18 protein-coding genes are annotated in these 17636 nt (G+C 73.3%); 8 read left to right on the top strand and 10 right to left on the bottom strand.

Annotation, left to right across the window (positions count from 1 at the left end):
- Nucleotides 1–284: 284 nt before the first annotated feature.
- Nucleotides 285–1643, bottom strand: coding sequence for a nitrous oxide reductase family maturation protein NosD (locus BG452_RS14230; RefSeq protein WP_188304642.1), 1359 nt, complete (start codon nt 1641–1643; stop codon nt 285–287).
- An 85-nt stretch (nt 1644–1728) separates the two neighbouring features.
- Between BG452_RS14230 and BG452_RS14225 the strand changes: the two genes are divergently transcribed.
- Both BG452_RS14225 and BG452_RS14220 read left to right on the top strand, forming a co-directional pair.
- Nucleotides 1729–2877 carry a Dyp-type peroxidase gene (locus BG452_RS14225; protein WP_188304641.1) on the top strand — a complete coding sequence of 383 codons (1149 nt, stop codon included), beginning with the start codon at nt 1729–1731 and terminating at the stop codon, nt 2875–2877.
- 2 nt (nt 2878–2879) lie between these two features.
- On the top strand, nt 2880–3713 hold the full coding sequence (locus BG452_RS14220; RefSeq protein ID WP_188304640.1) for a phosphotransferase: 834 nt from the start codon (nt 2880–2882) through the stop codon (nt 3711–3713).
- Between the two features lie 55 nt (nt 3714–3768).
- Here the strand turns inward: BG452_RS14220 and BG452_RS47040 are convergent, their stop codons facing one another.
- On the bottom strand, nt 3769–5046 hold the full coding sequence (locus tag BG452_RS47040; RefSeq protein WP_188304639.1) for a cytochrome P450: 1278 nt from the start codon (nt 5044–5046) through the stop codon (nt 3769–3771).
- A gap of 132 nt (nt 5047–5178) precedes the next feature.
- Nucleotides 5179–5817 carry a TetR/AcrR family transcriptional regulator gene (locus BG452_RS14210; protein WP_223242195.1) on the bottom strand — a complete coding sequence of 213 codons (639 nt, stop codon included), beginning with the start codon at nt 5815–5817 and terminating at the stop codon, nt 5179–5181.
- Between the two features lie 121 nt (nt 5818–5938).
- Between BG452_RS14210 and BG452_RS14205 the strand changes: the two genes are divergently transcribed.
- Complete coding sequence (locus BG452_RS14205) at nt 5939–6328, top strand: DUF4345 domain-containing protein (RefSeq protein ID WP_188304638.1); 390 nt, start codon at nt 5939–5941, stop codon at nt 6326–6328.
- Nucleotides 6329–6371: 43 nt separating this feature from the next.
- Here the strand turns inward: BG452_RS14205 and BG452_RS14200 are convergent, their stop codons facing one another.
- Nucleotides 6372–7919: an FAD-dependent monooxygenase gene (locus tag BG452_RS14200; RefSeq protein ID WP_188304637.1), complete on the bottom strand. Its 1548-nt coding sequence runs from the start codon at nt 7917–7919 to the stop codon at nt 6372–6374.
- 110 nt (nt 7920–8029) lie between these two features.
- Here BG452_RS14200 and BG452_RS14195 point away from each other — a divergent pair, with 110 nt between their 5' ends.
- Nucleotides 8030–8659, top strand: a complete 630-nt coding sequence (locus tag BG452_RS14195; protein WP_317621036.1) for a TetR/AcrR family transcriptional regulator — start codon at nt 8030–8032, stop codon at nt 8657–8659.
- Nucleotides 8660–8822: 163 nt separating this feature from the next.
- Here BG452_RS14195 and BG452_RS14190 read toward each other — a convergent pair whose 3' ends face one another.
- The 3 genes from BG452_RS14190 to BG452_RS14180 all read right to left on the bottom strand — a co-directional run bounded on the left by BG452_RS14190 (nt 8823) and on the right by BG452_RS14180 (nt 10435).
- On the bottom strand, nt 8823–9104 hold the full coding sequence (locus BG452_RS14190) for a metal-sensitive transcriptional regulator (RefSeq protein ID WP_188304636.1): 282 nt from the start codon (nt 9102–9104) through the stop codon (nt 8823–8825).
- A gap of 131 nt (nt 9105–9235) precedes the next feature.
- Nucleotides 9236–9553: a heavy-metal-associated domain-containing protein gene (locus BG452_RS14185; protein WP_188304635.1), complete on the bottom strand. Its 318-nt coding sequence runs from the start codon at nt 9551–9553 to the stop codon at nt 9236–9238.
- A gap of 300 nt (nt 9554–9853) precedes the next feature.
- On the bottom strand, nt 9854–10435 hold the full coding sequence (locus BG452_RS14180) for a class I SAM-dependent methyltransferase (RefSeq protein WP_188304634.1): 582 nt from the start codon (nt 10433–10435) through the stop codon (nt 9854–9856).
- Between the two features lie 288 nt (nt 10436–10723).
- On the opposite strand from BG452_RS14180, the gene BG452_RS14175 reads away from it, so the two are divergent.
- From BG452_RS14175 to BG452_RS14165, 3 genes are all read left to right on the top strand, one after another.
- Complete coding sequence (locus BG452_RS14175; protein WP_188304633.1) at nt 10724–11887, top strand: permease; 1164 nt, start codon at nt 10724–10726, stop codon at nt 11885–11887.
- 274 nt (nt 11888–12161) lie between these two features.
- Complete coding sequence (locus tag BG452_RS14170; protein WP_188304632.1) at nt 12162–12683, top strand: Imm50 family immunity protein; 522 nt, start codon at nt 12162–12164, stop codon at nt 12681–12683.
- Nucleotides 12673–13071 (top strand): hypothetical protein, encoded by a 399-nt coding sequence (locus tag BG452_RS14165; RefSeq protein ID WP_188304631.1) that lies wholly within the window; start codon nt 12673–12675, stop codon nt 13069–13071. The genes BG452_RS14170 and BG452_RS14165 overlap by 11 nt, the downstream gene beginning before the upstream one ends.
- A 63-nt stretch (nt 13072–13134) precedes the next feature.
- Here the strand turns inward: BG452_RS14165 and BG452_RS14160 are convergent, their stop codons facing one another.
- Nucleotides 13135–13578, bottom strand: a complete 444-nt coding sequence (locus tag BG452_RS14160) for a hypothetical protein (protein ID WP_188304630.1) — start codon at nt 13576–13578, stop codon at nt 13135–13137.
- 126 nt (nt 13579–13704) lie between these two features.
- Here BG452_RS14160 and BG452_RS14155 point away from each other — a divergent pair, with 126 nt between their 5' ends.
- Nucleotides 13705–13875, top strand: coding sequence for a hypothetical protein (locus BG452_RS14155; protein ID WP_188304629.1), 171 nt, complete (start codon nt 13705–13707; stop codon nt 13873–13875).
- A gap of 105 nt (nt 13876–13980) precedes the next feature.
- On the opposite strand, the gene BG452_RS14150 is transcribed toward BG452_RS14155, so the two are convergent.
- Both BG452_RS14150 and BG452_RS14145 read right to left on the bottom strand, forming a co-directional pair.
- The gene (locus BG452_RS14150; RefSeq protein ID WP_188304628.1) at nt 13981–15825 is read right to left on the bottom strand and encodes a peptidoglycan-binding protein; all 1845 of its coding nucleotides are present in this window, start codon (nt 15823–15825) and stop codon (nt 13981–13983) included.
- A 66-nt stretch (nt 15826–15891) separates the two neighbouring features.
- On the bottom strand, nt 15892–17636 hold a 1745-nt coding region (locus BG452_RS14145), incomplete at its 5' end, for a PhoX family protein (protein ID WP_223242194.1).

Genomic DNA, 17636 nt, shown 5'->3' with positions numbered 1-17636 from the left:
GGTCGCGGGCCCGGGCGGGGGCGGCCGAGCAGCCGGCGGTGGCGAGCAGGGCCAGTGCGGCCACGGCGGCGGTGCGCGCGGGGCGGTTCATCCGGGCTCCTCGGTCGGCGGTTGATCGGTACCGATCATGCCGCACGGCCGAGTGGTGCTTGGGCAAAGGAACGGGCAAGGACTGGGAGCGGGGAGTCGGGGGAGTCAGGGGCATCAGAGGAGCCGGGGGAGCCGGGGAGAGCCGGGCGGGCCCGCAGTGCTTCGGCGGCCGGGGCCCACCCGGGGGCGGCGGGTCAGTGCCGGAGGACGGCGTCGGCGGTCGCCGGCAGCGGGTAGGCGTCCGGGTCGACCGGGCCGGGCAGGTCGGTGGCCGGGCGGCCGGGGGCGTTGGGGTCGGGCAGCGACGGCTGGGCGGGCGGAGCCTGGACCTGGTTGAAGGGGACGCCGGGCGGGGCCTGGACCGGGGCCGCGCGGCCGGCGGTGAGCGGGCTGTGGCTCTTGGCCTCGCAGGCGGCCATGGCTTCCAGGCCGTCCGGGCTCTGGGTGGCGGGCTGGTTGCCGGTGAAGCAGTTGCCGGGGTCGGCCGAGGCGAGGACGAGGTCGGCGCCGTTGCCCTCGGTGCGGTTGCCCTGGATCCGGTTGCCGGCAGCCGGGTGGCCGGGCGGGTCGGTGATGATGACGCCGGCCGCGCGGTTGCCCTTGACCAGGTTGCGTTCGACCCGGTTCGCGGTGCCGCCGCCGATCCCGATCCCGATGCCGAAGCCGCCGTCGGCCTGCTCGGGGGTGTCGGAGGCGTTGTTGTCGGTGACGGCGTTGCCGGCGATCACGGCGCCGTGCTGGGGGGCCAGCGCCTCCAGGTCGTTGGAGTTGACGGTGACGCCGACCCGGTTGCCGACCACCCGGTTGCCGAGGAAGTGGAGGTTGTCCGAGGCGTTGGTGATCTCGATGCCGACCGCGTTGCGTTCCACCGTGTTGCCGCGGACCAGGGTGTCGCAGGGCTTGCACTGGCCGACGTAGATGCCGGAGTCGGCGCCGCCGGAGGCATAGGAGTCCTCGATGATCCCGCCCCGGGCGTCGAAGGCGTAGATGCCGTACAGACCGTTGTTGTAAGCCGTGACCTTCGTCGCCCGGAAGCCCTGGACGGCGGGGAAGCGGGTGGTGTCCAACGGGTTGTAGGCGGAGCCGCCGGCGCCGCGCTGCTGGAGCTTCTCGTCGGTGACGCCGGTGAACAGCACGCCGTTGGCGAGGTAGCCGTGCACGGTGAGGTTCTCCACCACCGAGCCGGGGCCGGTGACGGTGACACCGTTGACCAGGCGGACGCCGCCGTCCAGGAGCACCGTGTTGCGGTCGGTGCCGCGCAGCACGATCCGGGCCTTGGTGATCCGCACGCTCTCCTGGTACGTGCCGGGGGAGACCAGGACGGTGTCGCCCTCGCGGGCGACGTCCACCGCCTTCTGGATGGACGGGAAGTCCTGCGGGACGCGGACCACCGTGCCGTCCGGGTGCCGGGCGTCCGAGGAGGAGCCGCCGGCGGAGGAGCAGCCGGCGAGGGCGAGGGCGGCGACCAGCAGGGTGGGCAGGGCGCGGACTCGGCGACGGCCACGGCGGATCGGTGCTTCGGAGACGGATTGACAGCCAGTCAAAAGTTGCATACGGGGTGTTCTATCGTCTCCAATGTCGGTCATGCATGCCGAAACCGGAAAGGCGCGGAAACAGCCGGGGGCCGTCAGGAACGGTGTGGACCGGAGGGCACTGATCGCGGGCGGGGGTGCGGTGCTGGCCGCCGGAGTCGGCGCGGGGGTCGTGGCGCTGGGGCAGGGGCGGTCCGCCTCCCCGCCTCCGGAGCCCCCGGTGGCCCCGGAGGTGCCGTTCCACGGCGAGCGGCAGGCCGGGGTGACGGCCCCGCAGCAGCCGGCCACCCTGCTGCTGGCCCTCGACCTGGCGCCCGCCGCCACCTCGGACGGGAGGGCCGCACTGCGCTCCCTGCTGGGGGAGTTGACCCGGGTGCTCGCCGAGGCGGCGGGCGGCACCTCGGCCGACCCGCGCCTCCAGGGCGGGGAGCCGGCCCGGCTCAGCACCCTGGTCGGGGTCGGGCCGGGGCTCGCCACCCGGCTGGGGCTGAACGTCCCGCCCGCGCTGGCGGACCTCCCGGCCTTCCCGGGGGACCGGCTCGACCCGGCGCGCGGCGGCGGCGACCTGCTGGTGCAGCTGTGCGCCGCCGACCGCTGGCCGCTGACCGTGGTCGCCGAACTCCTCGGCGCGGTCGCGCGATCGGCCGGCGCGAGCGTGCGGTGGACCCAGCCCGGCTTCCTGCCGCGCACACCCCCGGGCAGCACGCCGCGCAACCTCTTCGGTTACAAGGACGGCACCGCCAACCCGAGCCCGACGGAGGCCGAGCAGTGGGTCTGGGGCCCGCCGGGCCCGTACCGGCACGGCACCGTCCTGGTCTACCGCCGCATCCGGATGGACACCGCCGGCTTCGCCGCCCTGCCCGAGGACCGCCGCAACCTGGCCATGGGCCGCCGTCTCACCGACGGCACCCCGCTCACCGGCGCGGCCGAGCACGACGACCCGGACATCTACGCCAAGAACCCGGACGGCTCGTACGTCATCCCCAACAGCGCCCATGTCCGCCTCAGCAGCCCCCGGCTGGACTCCGGCGCCCGGATGCTGCGGCGCGGCTACAGCTACGACGACGCCCCCGACGACCGGGGCCTGCTGTTCTGCGCCTTCGTGCGGGACCCGGAGCAGTTCACCCGGGTGCAGAACCGGCTGGCGGCCAAGGACGCGCTCAACCCGTTCCTGGTGCACACGGCTTCGGCGGTGGTGTACGTGCTGCCGGGGGCCCGGGAGGGCGGGGTGCTGGGCGAGGGACTGTGGGCGTAACGATGAGCCCTGCGGAGGAACAGCCGCTGACGGGCGGCAACGTCAGCGCCGGGGTCGTACGGGTCGGCGACACCGTCCGGCGCCCGGCCGGGCCGTGGACCCCGGCCGTGCACGCGCTGCTCGGGCACCTGCACGCGGTGGGCTTCCGGGGCGCGCCCCGGGCCCTGGGGCTGGACGACCAGGGGCGGGAGGTGCTCGACTTCGTCCCGGGCGAGGTGGTCTGGCCCGACCGCTTCGCCCTGGTGCGGCCGCGCGACCGGCTGGCGGACGTGGCCCGGCTGGTCCGCGAGTTCCACGACGCCGTCAGGGATTTCACACCCCCGCCGGACGCCTGCTGGCAGGTGCTGATCCCGGACGAGGGGGAAGGCACGGGCGATGGCGAGGACGGTGGCGGGGACGGGGATGGGGAGGGTGGTGGGATCATCGCCCACCACGACCTCGCACCGTGGAACCTGGTGGCCGGCCGGGACGGGCGGTTCACCTTCATCGACTGGGACGTCGCGGCCCCCGGCTCCCGGCTGTGGGACGTCGCCTACGCGCTGCACGGCTTCGTCCCGCTGCGGACGGACCCGGCCTGGCGGCCCGCCGACGCCGGGGAGCGGCTGCGGGTCTTCGCCGACGCGTACGGGCTCGACGAGGCCGAACGGCGCCGCCTGGTACCGCTGTTGGGGCGGCGCGCCCGCTCCATGCACGACTTCCTGCGGGACCGGGCCGGCCGGGGCGAGCAGCCCTGGGCGCGGCTGTGGGCGGAGGGCCACGGCGACACCTGGCGCGGCGACGCCGAGTACATCGAGGAGCGGGAGGCGCACTGGGAGCGCGCCCTGCTGGACGGCTGACCTCACCGACTGACTTCACCGGCTGACCTCACCGACCAGGCCTCACCGACCGGCCTCACCAGCTGACCGGGATCGCGGCCGGGCTGCGGGTGGTGCCGCCCAGCTGCCAGCCGAGCTGCTCCACCGGGGTGGTGAGGCGCAGACCGGGCAGGGCGGTGGCCAGCCGGCGGAGGGATTCGCGCATCTCCAGCCGGACCCGCCAGGCGCCGATGCAGAAGTGCGGCCCGACGCTGAAGGCGAGGGTGGGGGCGTCGAGCGGGGCGGCGAGGTCGGCCGCGATCCCGGCGGGGAAGACGGCGGGGTCGCGGTTGGCACTGCCGAGGCTCGCGGCGACGACGGCCCCGGTCGGGATGGTCACGCCGCCGACCTCGACCGGGGCGGTGGCGCGGCGCACGGTGGCCTCGTCGTCCCCCAACGGGATGAAGTGCAGCAGGCGTTCGGCGGTGTGCTCGGTGATGCCCGGGTCGGCCAGCCGGGGCCAGTGCTCGGGGCGCTCGCCGAGGAGGTAGACCAGGGCGTTGCCGAGAGCGCCGGTGACGCTCTCGTTGCCGCTCGCGGTGAGCCCGAGGACGAGGAAGGCGAGGGCGTCGGCGGGGATGCCGCCGTCCTGGTCGGCGGCCCGGACCAGGCGGCTGACCAGGTCCGGCCCGGGCGCGCGACGCCGGCGTTCGATCAACTCCTCGGTGAAGGCGCCGAATTCGGCGAGCGCCCGGCCCTGCTCCGGCGTCGGGTCGCCGCCCTGGGCGAGCAGGGCGAGGGTCCAGTGCCGCAGCTGCCGCTCGTCCAGCCGGTCGGGGCCGTCCCCGTCGAGCCCCATCAGCCGGGTGGTGACCGCGAAGGGCACCGGCCGGGTGAAGGCGGTGACCAGGTCGGCGGGCGGACCGGCGGCGAGCAGCGCGTCCACGGTCTGCTGGACGGCGGACGCGACCCAGGGCTGCCAGCCGGCGATGGCGCGCGGGGTGAACGCCTTCTGGACGGTGGCGCGCAGGCGGCGGTGGGCGGCGCCGTCCTGGTTGAACAGCGAGGCCGGGTTGGCGGCCACGTCGGCGGTGCTGCCCGCGGTGCCGACCTCGTGCAGGCCGCTCCGGGTGAGGCGGGGGTCGCCGAGGACCTGCCGGACGTCGTGGTAGCGGGTGACGAGCCAGGCGGGGGTGCCGTCCGGGAGGGTGGTCGGGTGCGGCGGCTGGGCGGGGGTGACGGGGAGCCGGTGGAGCGGGGGGAGCGGGTGGCTCTGCCGGGGTTCGGTGCAGGTGTCGGTCTCGGTGCAGGTCTCGGTGCCGGGGCTGGTCTCGGTGCCGGGTTCGGTGCCGGTGTCGGCTGCGGCGGAGGACATGGAATCCTTCGGGGTCGGCGGCGCTGCGGGGCACGGGCATCCAACTGTCATATTTTCTGAGGGAATTGGATCCTTAGGACGGTTTTCCCGTTTCGGCCCGATGGTACGCCCCCGAACCCTCCGTACGGTGTCTCAACGCCCCCACTCGGGTGCCGGGTCGGCCGGCAGCAGCGGACGCAGCGCGCCCAGCACGGCGCCGATGCAGGCGTCGCGCAGTTCGGTGCGGGTGCAGCTGGGCTCGGTCAGCCAGTCCACGACCAGCACCCGGACGAACACCAGCCAGCTGCGCAGGACTTGGGAGACGGCGAGCCGCGCGCCCTCGTCCGCGAGCGGCAGCACGGTGAGCAGCCGGCCGCGCAGGGCGTCCAGTTCCTCGGTGATGATGGTCTGGATCACCGGATCCCCGGCCAGCACGCGGTTGGCGGCCAGCACGGTGTGCCGGTTGGCGACGAAGTGGTCCAGGTGGGCGTCCATGCCCTCGACCAACTGCTCGACCAGGGTGTCGGCCGGGTCGAACCTGGTCCGGGCCAGCAGGTCGTCCGAGGCCTTCCGGTGGACCGCCGCGAACAGCTCGTGCTTGCTCGTGAAGTGCCGGTAGAGCAGGGCGCGGGAGACCCCCGCCTGTTCGGCGACCTGCTCCATCAGCACCTCCTCGTACGGCCGGGCGGCGAAGGCCCGGGCGCCGACGGCGAGCAGCTGGGCGCGGCGTTCGTCGGGGGAGAGGCGCCGGCGGCGCTCCTGGACCGGCATGCCGGATTCGTGGATTGGCATGCCGGACAGGCTACTTGACACGTGTCTACCAGCGGGGGCTAGCGTGGAGTCCGGCTTGGTAGACACGTGTCAACCAGTGCCTGGCGATCCGTCAGGCACTGAATGGGATGGTGGTCGGCTCATGGCGAAGGCACTGCGGGTACTCGCATGGACGATGGGGGTCGCCTGCGTGGCGATCGGGTTCGAACACCTGCTGGGTGGCGCCGTCGGGTTCCCCGGGATCGCGGACCCGGGCCCGACGGTCGACAGCTTCGGCCGCTTCATGGGCGCGGTCTTCGCCGGCTACGGCGCGGCCTGGATCTGGGCCGCCCGGCAGGCGCCGGTGCCGGCGCGGGTGGTGCGGTGGCTGGCGGCGGTGTTCCTGCTGGGCGGCCTCGGCCGGGTGCTGGGCCTCGCGGTGGACGGGCGGCCGCACTGGTTCCAGCTGGTGCTGATGGGGATCGAACTCGGACTTCCGGTGGTGTTCTTCCGGCTCGCCGACGCGGATGAGCGGGCGGCGGGGCTGGGTTGACGCCCGCCGGGGTTGTGAGCCCCGGGCGGGCGTCAACCCCGGGTCAGACGGCGAACGCCCGCAGGTGTTCGGCGAGCGTGGCCCGGTCGGCGGTGGCCCCGGTGAGCGAGACGTAGCCGTCCGGCCGGACCAGCACCACGGCGTCGCCGTGCACCCCGTACGCCCGGGCGGCGTGGCCGTCGGGGTCGCGGACGGTGGCCACCCGCAGGGCGGGGAGGTCGGAGAGGTCGGCCGGTTCTGCGGGGTCGGTCAGGGCCGGGTGGCCGCCGAAGGCCAGCAGGGTGAAGTGCGGGCCGCGGAACAGCTCGAAGAGCCGGGTGGGCGTGCCGTCCGCGGTGGCGCACGGGGCGTCCGGGGCCCGGTCGCCGGCCCGGATGCCGGTGGCCGTGTCCAGGTCGCGGCCGATCGGCCCGCCGCGGTAGTCGACGGAGAGTCCGGTGAGGTCGATGCCCTGGACGGACAGGGTGCGGAACTGGTCGGTGAGCACCTTGGCGCCGTCGCCGCTGAACGCCGCCTTGTGGTGGGCGGAGGTGGCGGCGAGGCTGGCCCGGGCGATCGGCAGGCGCTCGTCCTGATAGCTGTCGAGCAGCGCCTCGGGCGCGCCGCGCAGTACGGCGGCGAGCTTCCAGCCGAGGTTGTGGGCGTCCTGGACGCCGGTGTTCAGCCCCTGGCCGCCGGCCGCGGACTGGCAGTGGGCGGCGTCCCCGGCGAGCAGGATCCGGCCGTCGCGGTAGCGCTCGACCAGTCGCACGGTGGGGCGCCAGACGGTGGACCAGATCGGCTCGTGCATCCGGACCCCGGGCAGGCCGGCCCGTTCGGCGAAGAGCCGGCGGAAGGTCTCCAGGGTGGGGGCGGGCAGTTCGCCGTGCTCGTCCGGTTCGACGGCGGCGTGCACCGCCCACGTGCCGTCCTGCCGCATCGGGACGAGCGTCATGGCGCCGCCGCCGAACTTCGGGTGGTTCCAGATGTGCAGGTGGTCCGGGTCCAGGCCGTCCAGGTCCATCGAGGCCATGATGAAACGTTCCTCGTCCCAGGTCTCGCCGAGGAAGGGGATGCCGGCCAGCTTGCGGACGGTGCTGCGGCCGCCGTCGCAGCCGATCAGGTAACGGGCGCGCAGCTGCGTCGTCCGGCCGTCCTGTCGGAGGGTGGCGAGCACGCCGTCGGCGTCCTGGGCGCAGTCGACCAGTTCGGTGCCGGTCTCGACCTTCACGCCGTGCTCGGCGAGCCGGTCGCGCAGCACGGCCTCGGTCTGGTGCTGGGCGATCAGCAGCATGCCGGCGTACGGGCGGTCGGGGGTCGGGGGCTGGGTGGCCCCGGGGTCGACCTCCTGGACCAGCCGGGTGCCCTCGTAGGAGCGGATCCTGAGGTTGAGCGCCCCCCGGTCGAGGATCTGATCGACCACGCCGAGGTCGTCGAACACCTCCAGCGTGCGGGGGTTGATGCCCTTGCCGCGGACGCCGGCGGTGCGGAACCCGGCGTCCCGCTCGATGATCCGGCAGTCGACGCCGGAGCGGGCCAGCCCGATGGCGAGCGCGAGGCCCACCGGGCCGGCGCCGACGACGAGGATGTCGGTGGTAGGTGAGGTGCGCATGGCGGGTCCCCCTCCGCTCGGCCGTAGGATACGGCGCGTTTCTTGTCTTCGACTGTAAGCTGACCCCGATAGGAAACGCAACGTATCTACGAGGATCGGGTACCGAACCGGTGACAAGCGGAAGAGCGGGCATTCCACGGCGGCGCGGGGACGAGCTGGAAGCGGCGATCCTCGACGCCGTCTGGGCCGAACTCGCCGAGCACGGCTACGACCGGCTCACCATGGACGGCGTCGCCGCCCGCGCCCGCACCAGCAAGCCGGTGCTCTACCGCCGCTGGCCGAACCGGGTCGAAATGGTGATGGCCGCCCTCGGCCGCAACGCCCCGGACTACCTGGAGCCGCCCGACACCGGCGACCTGCGCACCGACCTGCTGCTGTTCCTGCGCAGTCTGCTGCACCGCTTCGACGACCTGCCGGTCGACGCCGTCCACGGCCTGCTGGTCGACCTGATGCGCGTCCCCGAGCTGCGCGTCGTCTTTCGCAGCGGTCTCACCGCGCAAGGCCCGGTGGCCACCCTGGCCGTGATCATGCGCCGGGCCGCCGGGCGGGGCGAGATCGACCCGGCGCGGCTCACCCCGCGGGTCGCGTCGCTGCCGCTGGACCTGCTGCGCGACGCCTTCCTGATCGAGGGTGATGTGCCGTCGGACCAGGTGGTCGCCGAGGTGCTGGACGAGATCGTCCTACCGCTGCTCAGGGCGCCGGCGGCGGGTGCGGGCGGTGCGGACACCCCGGCCCGGTAGTACCCCTGCCCCGCATGCCCCTGCGCTGCACGCCCCTGCCTCCGACATGCTCCCACCCCGACATACCCCTGCCCCGTAACGCGCGGCACCCCCGGCGGGCGGGTGCCGTCGGGGGTGCGCGGGCCTGTCTGCCGGTGCAGGGTGTCCGGCGTCGGGGTCCGGGTCAGGAGCGGACCAGCCGGGCGATGGCCTGATTGGCCTCGCGGATCCTGGCGTTGGCCTCCTGGCCGCCCTCGGCGATCGCGTCGCGGACGCAGCATTCGATGTGCTCGTCCAGGAGTTGCAGCGCGAAGGACTGGAGGGCGCGGCTGGCGGCGGAGACCTGGGTGAGGACGTCTATGCAGTAGGTGTCCTGCTCGACCATGCGCTGCAGGCCGCGGATCTGGCCCTCGATGCGGCGCAGCCGCTTGAGGAAGTCGTCCTTGTGGGGGCTGTAGCTGGCCATGGCCGTCTCCGGTTCCCGTGCGGTGAGGAGTGTCCTCACTTTACCGGGGTGCGGTGGGAGGGGAGTCGGCCCGGACGGACGGGGTCGTCGCACGGAGTCGTACGGCAGTTGGCGTCCGGGCCGACGGCGGGTCAGGCGCCGAGGCGGCCGACCAGGTCGTAGCCGGCCTCGTCGATGGCGGCGGCGACGTCGGTGTCGGCCAGCGGTCCGGAGCTGTCGACAGTGACCTGCCCGGTGGCGAGGTCCACCGCGACCTCGGTGACGTCGGTGAGCTTCTTCAGCTCGGCGGTCACCGCGCTGACGCAGTGGCCGCAGGTCATGCCCTTCACCTGGAACACGGTGCGCTCGGCGACGGCGGCGGCGGGGGCCTCGGCGGCACCGGTGCCGCACGATCCGCAGCAGGAACCCTCGGTGGCGGCCGGCTCGACGGTGACGGTGGTCTCGCTCATGGTGTGCTCCTGTCGTCAGTGCGTGCGACGCCTCCCGGGGTGGCCCGGGCGGCTGCTTCGCCGGAGAACATACCATACCCCCCTAGGGTAAGCGGAAGGGTGTCGCGGAGCCGGAATCCGGGGCTGGGGCCGCCTGCCCCGGGCGAGCACCTCCCCGGCGGCCGCGTCGATGCCACCCTGCGGCCCGGCCTCCTCCCCGGCCCCGGCCATCAGGCCATCTGACATCTCGTCAGGACCGTCGGCGGCGCAACTCCGCTACTGCTGAAGGTCGTTCGAAGCGGGAGCGGCGGCGTCCGGCGGTCAGTCGCGGCGGCCGCAGACCAGGAAGACGCTGGAGCGGCCGCCGCCGAGCGGTCGGCGGTCGCGGCGCAGGCTGCGAAGTCCGCAGGCGCGCAGGTCGCCCGGCAGGGTGGCGATGGCGCCGGGCTGGTCGGGGGCGATCCAGTCCAGGGCGAGGACGCCGCTCCTGGTCAGGTGGGCGGCGATCTTGCGCAGCAGCACCGGCCGTACGGCTTCGGGGAGTTCGAGGATGAGACCGCCCGCCATCATGACGAGGCCGTAGCGGCGGTGGAGGGTGAGGTCGGCGAGGTCGGCGCGGATGGTGGTGACCCTGCCGGGGTGGGAGTCGGGCAGGGTGCTGGCCCAGGTGCCGAGCCGGGCGAGCCGGGCCGGATCGCGGTCGACGGCGTCGACGTCGAAGCCCTGGCGGGCGAGCGGGACGGCGAATCGCCCGGTGCCGGCGCCGAGGTCCAGCACGGGGCCGCCGGTGGTGCGGGCGGCGCGCAGGTAGTCGAGGACGTCGGCGCCGGGCGAGCGGGTCTCGACGGTGGGGAGCGGGGCGGTCCGTAGCGGTCCGGCCGGGCGTCCGGTGCGCAGCAGCATGACTCCTCCTGGGATCGGGACGTGCCCGAGTCGGGTATGGGGGCGGTCGGTTGATTCTGTGCCCGGTGTGCGACGGGGAGGAGGCGGTGGGGGCGGCAGCTTCGTGCCGCGGCCGGTACCTGCCGACGGTGGCGATGCCGACGGGGGCGATGCCGCCGGGGCGCGCTGGACGCCGCACTCGGCCGGCTTGCCACCACTTGCGCCGCCGGCGACGGCGCGGCACGGTTCCGTCATACCCCGTCCAGGTATATGGTCGCGCGGACGTGAGACTCGGGAAGGCGGAGTGCCATGCACGCGATCCTGCACGCGCTGTCCATCGCCGGATCGATGACCTGGCAGATCACCTGGGCGCTGATCCTCGGCTTCCTGCTCTCCGCGGTCGTCCAGGCGGTGGTCCACAAGGCGACGGTGGTACGGCTGCTCGGCGACGACCGGCCGCGCACCCTCTCCGTCGCCTCGGCGCTGGGCGCGGCATCGTCCTCCTGCTCGTACGCGGCCGTCGCGCTCGCCCGGTCGCTGTTCCGCAAGGGCGCGAACTTCACGGCGGCGATGGCCTTCGAGATCGCCTCCACCAACCTGGTCGTCGAACTCGGGGTGATCCTGGCGCTGTTGCTGGGCTGGCAGTTCACCGCGGCGGAGTTCGTCGGCGGGCCGGTGATGATCCTGCTGCTCGCGGCGCTGTTCCGGCTGTTCCTGCGCGACCGGCTGCTCGCCGAGGCGCGCCAACAGGCGTCGTACGGGCGGGCGGGGTCGATGGAGGGGCACGCGGCGATGGACATGTCGGTGGGCGGCGAGGGTTCCTTCGCCCGGCGGCTGCTGTCCCCTCGCGGCCTCACCTCGGTCTCGCACGTGTTCGTGATGGAGTGGGCGGCGATCCTCAAGGACCTGGTGATCGGCCTGCTCATCGCAGGCGCGATCGCCGCCTGGGTCCCGGACTCGTTCTGGCAGGCCTTCTTCTTCGCCGACCATCCGCTGGCAGGGAAGCTGTGGGGGCCGCTGGTCGGACCGCTGGTGGCGATCGCGTCCTTCGTCTGCTCGATCGGCAACGTGCCGCTGGCGGTGGTGCTGTGGAAGGGCGGCATCAGCTTCGGCGGGGTGGTCGCGTTCATCTTCGCCGACCTGCTGATCCTGCCGATCCTCAACATCTACCGGAAGTACTACGGGGCGCGGATGGCCCTCTTCCTGCTCGGCACGTTCTACCCGGCGATGGTCGTCGCCGGGTACGTGGTCGAGTTCCTGTTCGGGGTCCTCGGCCTGGTGCCGGACCAGCGCGACGCCGAGATCCCGATGTCGGGCATCGAGTGGAACTACACGACGTGGCTCAACATCGCCTTCCTGCTGGTGGCCGCGGCGCTGCTCCTCCGCTTCCTCCGCACCGGCGGCGCCCCGATGCTCCGCATGATGGGCGGCAGCCCCGACGCCGGCGAACACGAGGGCCACGGTCACCACTGAGGGGCTCGGCCTCGGCGCGAGAAGTCGGCCCGGCCGACTTCTCGCGCAACCGTTGTCTCACCGGGGTCCGACCGGTGCCTCCAGCGCTGAGCGTGCGGCTTCGCGGACGTCCCCGTCCCCGTCCTCGTCCGTGGCCGGCCGTTCGAGCGCGCCGCTCGCTCAGCGAACCCGGCGGCAGTGTGCGTTCGGCTGCTGCGGAACCAGCGCTCCCTGACATTGCCGCACTGGATATCATCGCAGCTCAGAGCGCTCGTCGAGGGAAGGGATGTGCCCCATGACGGCCGACGCGTGGTCGGAGCTCCTGGTCGGCTCCGAGCGGTTGACCGCGCTCTACTCCGAACTGCCGCCCCTGGAAGGCCTGGTGCTCAGGTCGGTGCAGTTGAGTCCGTACGGCGCCGGCGTGACGTTGCGGGTCGAGCTGCCGCGCTTCCCGGACGATGCTCCTCCGGCGTGGGTGGAGGCCGGGTGTGACCGGTTCGAGGCGCAGATCGAGTTCATGGGTGTGGGTGAGGACCTTCGGATGCGGGGTGTGCCCAGCGGCAGCGTGGTCGACATCGTGCTGGACTGCTACGCCGAGGGGCGGGAGCGCCGGATCGCGGTCGCGGTGAGCGGGCCGGGGCTCTCGCTGGACTTCACCGCGCACGCGGCGCTCAAGGTCGGCCACCTCAACGCGTACTGCTCCGGCGGCGCCGATCCCTCCACGGCCCGGCGGTGGTTCGAGAGCCGGCTCGACCAGCATCTGAACCCGGAGCGGGTACTGCCTCCCACGACGGCGAAGGCCTTCTATGAACGGTGACCAGGACTGGTCCGCCGAGTTGACCGGCCCCGAGACGGTCCGGGGGGTTCTTGGCCGTCCGCCACCACCACTCAGTGACTACGAACTGACCTCTGTTCTGATCGACGAACGCGAGGCCTCGGTCACCCTGAGGTTCTTCGCCTTCGGAGCCCCGGCCGGGGCTGCGGACCTGTGGCGAGAGCGGGGCCACAACGCGGTCGGGTTCGTGCTGGTGTGCCTCGGCGTGACGGGCTTCGAGGTGGATGCGTGGTCCGGCTGGCCTACGACGACTGCCGGTCTCACCGGGAGGACGGTCGTACTCGGCGGCCGGGGCAAGCACGTGACCTTCCAGGCCGCCGAGATCCGTGCCGAGGCCCCGACCGGCTGGCTGGCCGGCCGCGCCCAGTGACGTCCTTGATGGAGCACCGCCGGAAAAGCGGCCCCCACGGGGCCGACCGTCGGACCCACGTCGCTACGGGAAGACGGGATTCCCGTCATCACCGATCCAGGGAGGCTGATCCGGTGCCCACCCGACGGCTTGCCAGACCGCCTGTGCCGCAGCGAACTTCACGTCGCCCGGTCCCGTGTCTGCTGGGGCCGTCACGATCTCCACGATCTCGATGACGGAAACGAGCACGCCGCGGGCCGATGCAGGAAGACGCATGAGCGCATACCGAGCGCCTTCCTGTGCCTCTTCCCGGATCCGTTGATCACCGGCGATGCCGGCGCATACCTCGGCGCTGTAGGACCGGGCGAGCCACCCGAACACGTCGGCGCCCGTCCTGACGTCCGGCTCGTCGGCCACGACGCTCTGCACGGCGCCCTGCACGGCGCCCTGGACGGCGCCCTGCATGGTGACCTGGGCGAAGCGTGCCCACTTGCTCGTCTGGCGCTGCAGCCTGTACTTCCCCTCCATGGTCCACATTCTCCCCAGGCGCCCCCGAGTCGAGGGCCCAGCAGAGCTCACTTCCGAGACAAGCTCCAGAACGGCGAGAGAGCGGCCGAGTGCCCCGACCGGCCCGCCGGCCAAGGCGGTGGCGGCATGAGGGGACCACTCGCTGTCCTGGTCAACGGGCTGCCCGGCGCGGGGAAGACGACCCTGCATGTCGACACCACCCGGCCGGTCGACGCCCAAGCCATCGTCACCTGGATCGAAGCAGCGAAACGCGGTCATCCCGGCGACGGCCCGAGCGGCTCGGCCCACAGGTTTTGACGATCACCCCGGCTGAACGACAAGCCCGGCCCCGCGAGGCCCCGCGACCCGCCCGATCCGGGCCGGTGGCCTCGGCCGCCGGTCCGGATCGGGCGGGCGGAAGGGTCAGAACCTGCCCTGGTTCAGCGCGTTCTGCAGGGCCGAGATGGTGGCCGGGCCCCACTGGCCGTCGACGGTGAGGCCGGCGCCGGAGGCGTTGAGGAAGGTCTGCAGCGCCTTGTAGGTGGCGGGGCCGGGGTCGCCGTCCTCGACGAGCCCGGCGTTGCCCCACACATTGAGGTGGTGCTGCAGCGACCGCTTGGAGTCCGGCCCCCACTGGCCGTCCGGGGTGGAGCCGCACACCCGCTGGACGGCCATGATGGTCAGGGTGCCGAACTGGCCGTCGACGGTGAGGCCGGCGCCGTCGTCGATGTACGCGAAGTACGCCGACTCGGTGGCCGGGCCCCACTGGCCGTCGGCCGCGGTGCCGACCTTGCCCTGGAGCCAGCGCACGCCGGCGTCGGTCAGCGGGCCCCAGGCGCCGTCGACGGCCAGCGCCGGGCTGTAGCCCAGGTCGTTGACCGCCTGCTGCTGGCGCGCCACCGACCGCACGGACGACATGCCGCCGCCGGAGGACGAGCCGCCGCCCCCGAAGGCCCTGAACGCCGACTCGGTACCGGGCCCCCACAGGCCGTCGGCCGTGGCGCCGACCTTGTTCTGGAGCCAGCGCACGCCGGCGTCGGTCAGCGGGCCCCAGGCGCCGTCGACGGCCAGCGCCGGGCTGTAGCCCAGGTCGTTGACCGCCTGCTGCTGGGCCGAGACCGACCGCACCTGGGTCATGCCGCCACCGTTCGCGCCGCTGGAGTCGGTGGGCGGCGGGGTGTAGTCCGCGCCGGCCCAGTCGATCGGGCGGACCTGGGCCTGCATGCCGTTCTGGACCCAGGCGCGCAGCTGCGCCCCCGGGCAGTCGGTGGAGTTGCCGGGGAGCATGCCGTGGTAGGTCTTGTCGAGGACGTGGCCGGCCACGTCGCAGGCCTTCTCGTACATCGACCGGATCGCGGACAGCGCGATGTCGGTGGCGTCCCCACTCTCGCCGATGAAGCAGACGCCGATGTGGCTGGTGTTGGCCCCGTAGGCGTGCGCTCCCTGGAGGTACCAGCCGCGGCCCTCGAAGATCCGGCCGCTGGTGTCGACCAGGAAGTTGTAGCCGATGTCGGACCAGCCGTTGGAGTCCATGTGGTAGTTCTGGATCGACCGGAGCGTCTGGGTGGTCGGCCCGTCCGAGTAGTGCACGGTGAACCCGGTGCGGGCGCTGATGTCCACCGGCGTGATGTCCTTCGCCGGGCGGGCGCCCCACTGGGCGCGGCCGTAGATGTGCAGCGTGTCGGAGTCGGGGCCGCCGCCGGTGCCCGCGCCGGTCCTGAACTCGTCCCGCTGGACGTACGGGTAGAGCTTTCCGGGGCAGTCCGTGTGGGTCTTGGGGCGCACGTCCGTGTGACCGAGGATCTTGCTGCCCGCGCCCTTCTCGCTCCTCAGGTAGCTGCACAGGACGGTGATGCTCCTGACCATCGCCGGGGTGACGTCGTCGTCGGAGCCGATCAGGCCCATGATGGCGTAGTAGTCGCTGTTGGCCCCGGGCGTCTCCTTGCTGTTCGCGGCGGACCGCCGGTCGGCTCCGCGCCCCTCGTATATGCCGCCGTGCTTGCATACCACGAAGTTGTACGGGATGTCGTCGTACGGGTCTTCCTTCTTGCCGACCTGGACCTCGAACTCGTCGATGATGTCGTAGTTCATCGAGTCGTCCTGGATCTTCCGGACCAGGGCGGCGCACTGGTCGTGAGGATCGACGGCTTTGTTTCCTCCGCCCTCGTGGTGGATGACCACGCCGCCCTTCCACGGGGTGAAGGGGTCCGGGTCGATCTTCTTGGGCTTCTGGGCGCCCCATTCACTGCGCGAGATGATGGTGACCATCTGGTTCTCCGGATTCCGTGCTGAGCTTGCTGATGCGGCGGGCGTCGAACTACGTCGGTGGGGGCGTCACGCGGCCCCGATGACGCCCCCGTCCGTCCGCTGGATCACGAGCACGGCCGAGCGCGGCCGGCCGGCGGGGTCGTGGTCGGGCCAGTTGCTGACCACGCGGGGATCGTCCTGGGTGGGCGTGCCCCAGGCGAGCGTGTGCTCGCCCGGGTGCTGGACGTTGACGAACATGGTGCGGCGGTCGGGCGTGGTGACGGAGCCGGTGATCTGCGCGCCGCGCGGGCCGGTCAGGAAGCGGCGGATCTCGCCGGTGGCCGGGTCGGCGGCCAGCAGCGCGTTGTTGCCCAGGTGTTCGTGGCCGGTCTCGGCCCGGTTCTGGTCGTAGGCGGAGATGCCGGTCCCGATCCACAGCCGGCCGTCGGCGTCGGACCACAGGTTCGTCGGCGAGCCGAACATGCCGGCGGCGTCCAGGTGGACCTGCCGATCGTGGGCCGGGTCGCCGGCGAGCACGAAGACCTCCCAGTGGAAGCCGGTTGCCCGGCCCTCGCCCTGATCGGCCTTCGCGTCCTCCCGCCACCGGATGATGTGGCCGTACGGGTTGTCGGCGCGGGGGCTGACCGCGGCCCGGTGGGCGTTCGGGCCGGAGGAGCAGTGGCCGAGGCCGGGGCTGTTCGCGAGCGCGCAGAAGGCCGTCCCGTCCGGGCCGACCGAGGTCTGCTGGGGGCGGTCCAGCGGGGTGGCGCCGAGGGAGTCCGCCGCCTGCCGGGCGCGCAGCAGCACGTCGGCCTGGTCGGCCCAGCCGTTGGCCGGGGTCAGCGGGCCCTGGCCGTGGGTGAGCGGCAGCCAGCGGCCGGTGCCGTCGTCCTCGAACCGGGCGACGTACAGGGTGCCGTGGTCCAGCGGGCTGCGGCCCTGGGAGCGCAGCCGCCACCAGCTGTCCGAGCCCACGAACTTGTAGAGGTAGCCGCCGTTCTCGTCGTCGCCGCTGTAGACCACGACCCGGCCGGCGGACTCGGTCACGCTCGCCCCGACGTGCTGGAAGCGGCCCAGCGCGGTGCGCTTCACGGGCGGCGCCTGGGGTGCGCTCGGGTCGATCTCCACCACCCAGCCGAAGCGGTTGGCCTCGTTGCCGTTCGCCGCGAGGTCGAAGCGCGGGTCGGCGCGGTGCCAGCCGTAGCCGTCGCCGCGGGCGCTGACGCCGGCCCGCTTCTGCGCGCGGGTCGGCCGCCAGGTCGTGTCGTCGGTGCCGAAGTAGCCGGCGACGTTCTGCTCGCCGGCCAGGAACGTCCCCCACGGGGTCACACCGTGTGCGCCGGTGCCGAGCGTGCCCGTGGCGGGCGTGCCCGTGTTCAGGGCCGGGTGGTCGGCGTCCAGCGGTCCGGAGAAGGTGACGGGCGTGGCGCCGGTGACGCGCACGTTGCGCGGGGAGTCGGCGAGCTGCCAGCCGTCGCCGGTGCGGCGCACCTCCAGCACGCTGACGCCGTGCGCGGCGAGCGCCTTGGCGACCTGCTCCTTCGTGAGCTTCGTACCGCCGCGGCCGTACAGGAGGGCGGCGTCGGTGGACTCGTGGGTGAGCACCAGCGTGCCGCGGGAGTCGTCGGTGCCCGGGAAGAAGTGCAGTCCGGCGTGGTGGGAGCCGACCTGGTCGGCCTGCTCCGCCGCGGTGTTGCCGCCGTCGGCGCGCCACTTCGGGCCGCTGTCGCGCACCGGCTGCCCCCACGGCGCGAGCACCCGCACGGAGTACCCGGCGGGCACGGTCACGGCGTCGGCGCTGCTCGTCGGCACGGCGGTGAAGCCGAGCGGGT

It is taken from the genome of Streptomyces sp. CBMA123 (assembly GCF_014596465.1).
In the GTDB taxonomy this organism is placed as follows: Bacteria; Actinomycetota; Actinomycetes; order Streptomycetales; family Streptomycetaceae; genus Kitasatospora.
The sequence above is the reverse complement of the archived record's forward strand: the minus strand, read 5'-3'. Positions and strand labels throughout refer to the sequence as shown.

What these genes read in the sequence shown, in the direction of transcription:
- BG452_RS14230 (WP_188304642.1), bottom strand. Translation starts at nt 1,643, where the DNA reads ATGCAACTTTTGACTGGCTGTCAATCCGTCTCCGAAGCACCGATCCGC.
- BG452_RS14220 (WP_188304640.1), top strand. Translation starts at nt 2,880, where the DNA reads ATGAGCCCTGCGGAGGAACAGCCGCTGACGGGCGGCAACGTCAGCGCC.
- BG452_RS47040 (WP_188304639.1), bottom strand. Translation starts at nt 5,046, where the DNA reads ATGTCCTCCGCCGCAGCCGACACCGGCACCGAACCCGGCACCGAGACC.
- BG452_RS14210 (WP_223242195.1), bottom strand. Translation starts at nt 5,817, where the DNA reads ATGCCAATCCACGAATCCGGCATGCCGGTCCAGGAGCGCCGCCGGCGC.
- BG452_RS14205 (WP_188304638.1), top strand. Translation starts at nt 5,939, where the DNA reads ATGGCGAAGGCACTGCGGGTACTCGCATGGACGATGGGGGTCGCCTGC.
- BG452_RS14200 (WP_188304637.1), bottom strand. Translation starts at nt 7,919, where the DNA reads ATGCGCACCTCACCTACCACCGACATCCTCGTCGTCGGCGCCGGCCCG.
- BG452_RS14190 (WP_188304636.1), bottom strand. Translation starts at nt 9,104, where the DNA reads ATGGCCAGCTACAGCCCCCACAAGGACGACTTCCTCAAGCGGCTGCGC.
- BG452_RS14185 (WP_188304635.1), bottom strand. Translation starts at nt 9,553, where the DNA reads ATGAGCGAGACCACCGTCACCGTCGAGCCGGCCGCCACCGAGGGTTCC.
- BG452_RS14180 (WP_188304634.1), bottom strand. Translation starts at nt 10,435, where the DNA reads ATGCTGCTGCGCACCGGACGCCCGGCCGGACCGCTACGGACCGCCCCG.
- BG452_RS14175 (WP_188304633.1), top strand. Translation starts at nt 10,724, where the DNA reads ATGCACGCGATCCTGCACGCGCTGTCCATCGCCGGATCGATGACCTGG.
- BG452_RS14170 (WP_188304632.1), top strand. Translation starts at nt 12,162, where the DNA reads ATGACGGCCGACGCGTGGTCGGAGCTCCTGGTCGGCTCCGAGCGGTTG.
- BG452_RS14165 (WP_188304631.1), top strand. Translation starts at nt 12,673, where the DNA reads ATGAACGGTGACCAGGACTGGTCCGCCGAGTTGACCGGCCCCGAGACG.
- BG452_RS14160 (WP_188304630.1), bottom strand. Translation starts at nt 13,578, where the DNA reads ATGGAGGGGAAGTACAGGCTGCAGCGCCAGACGAGCAAGTGGGCACGC.
- BG452_RS14155 (WP_188304629.1), top strand. Translation starts at nt 13,705, where the DNA reads ATGAGGGGACCACTCGCTGTCCTGGTCAACGGGCTGCCCGGCGCGGGG.
- BG452_RS14150 (WP_188304628.1), bottom strand. Translation starts at nt 15,825, where the DNA reads ATGGTCACCATCATCTCGCGCAGTGAATGGGGCGCCCAGAAGCCCAAG.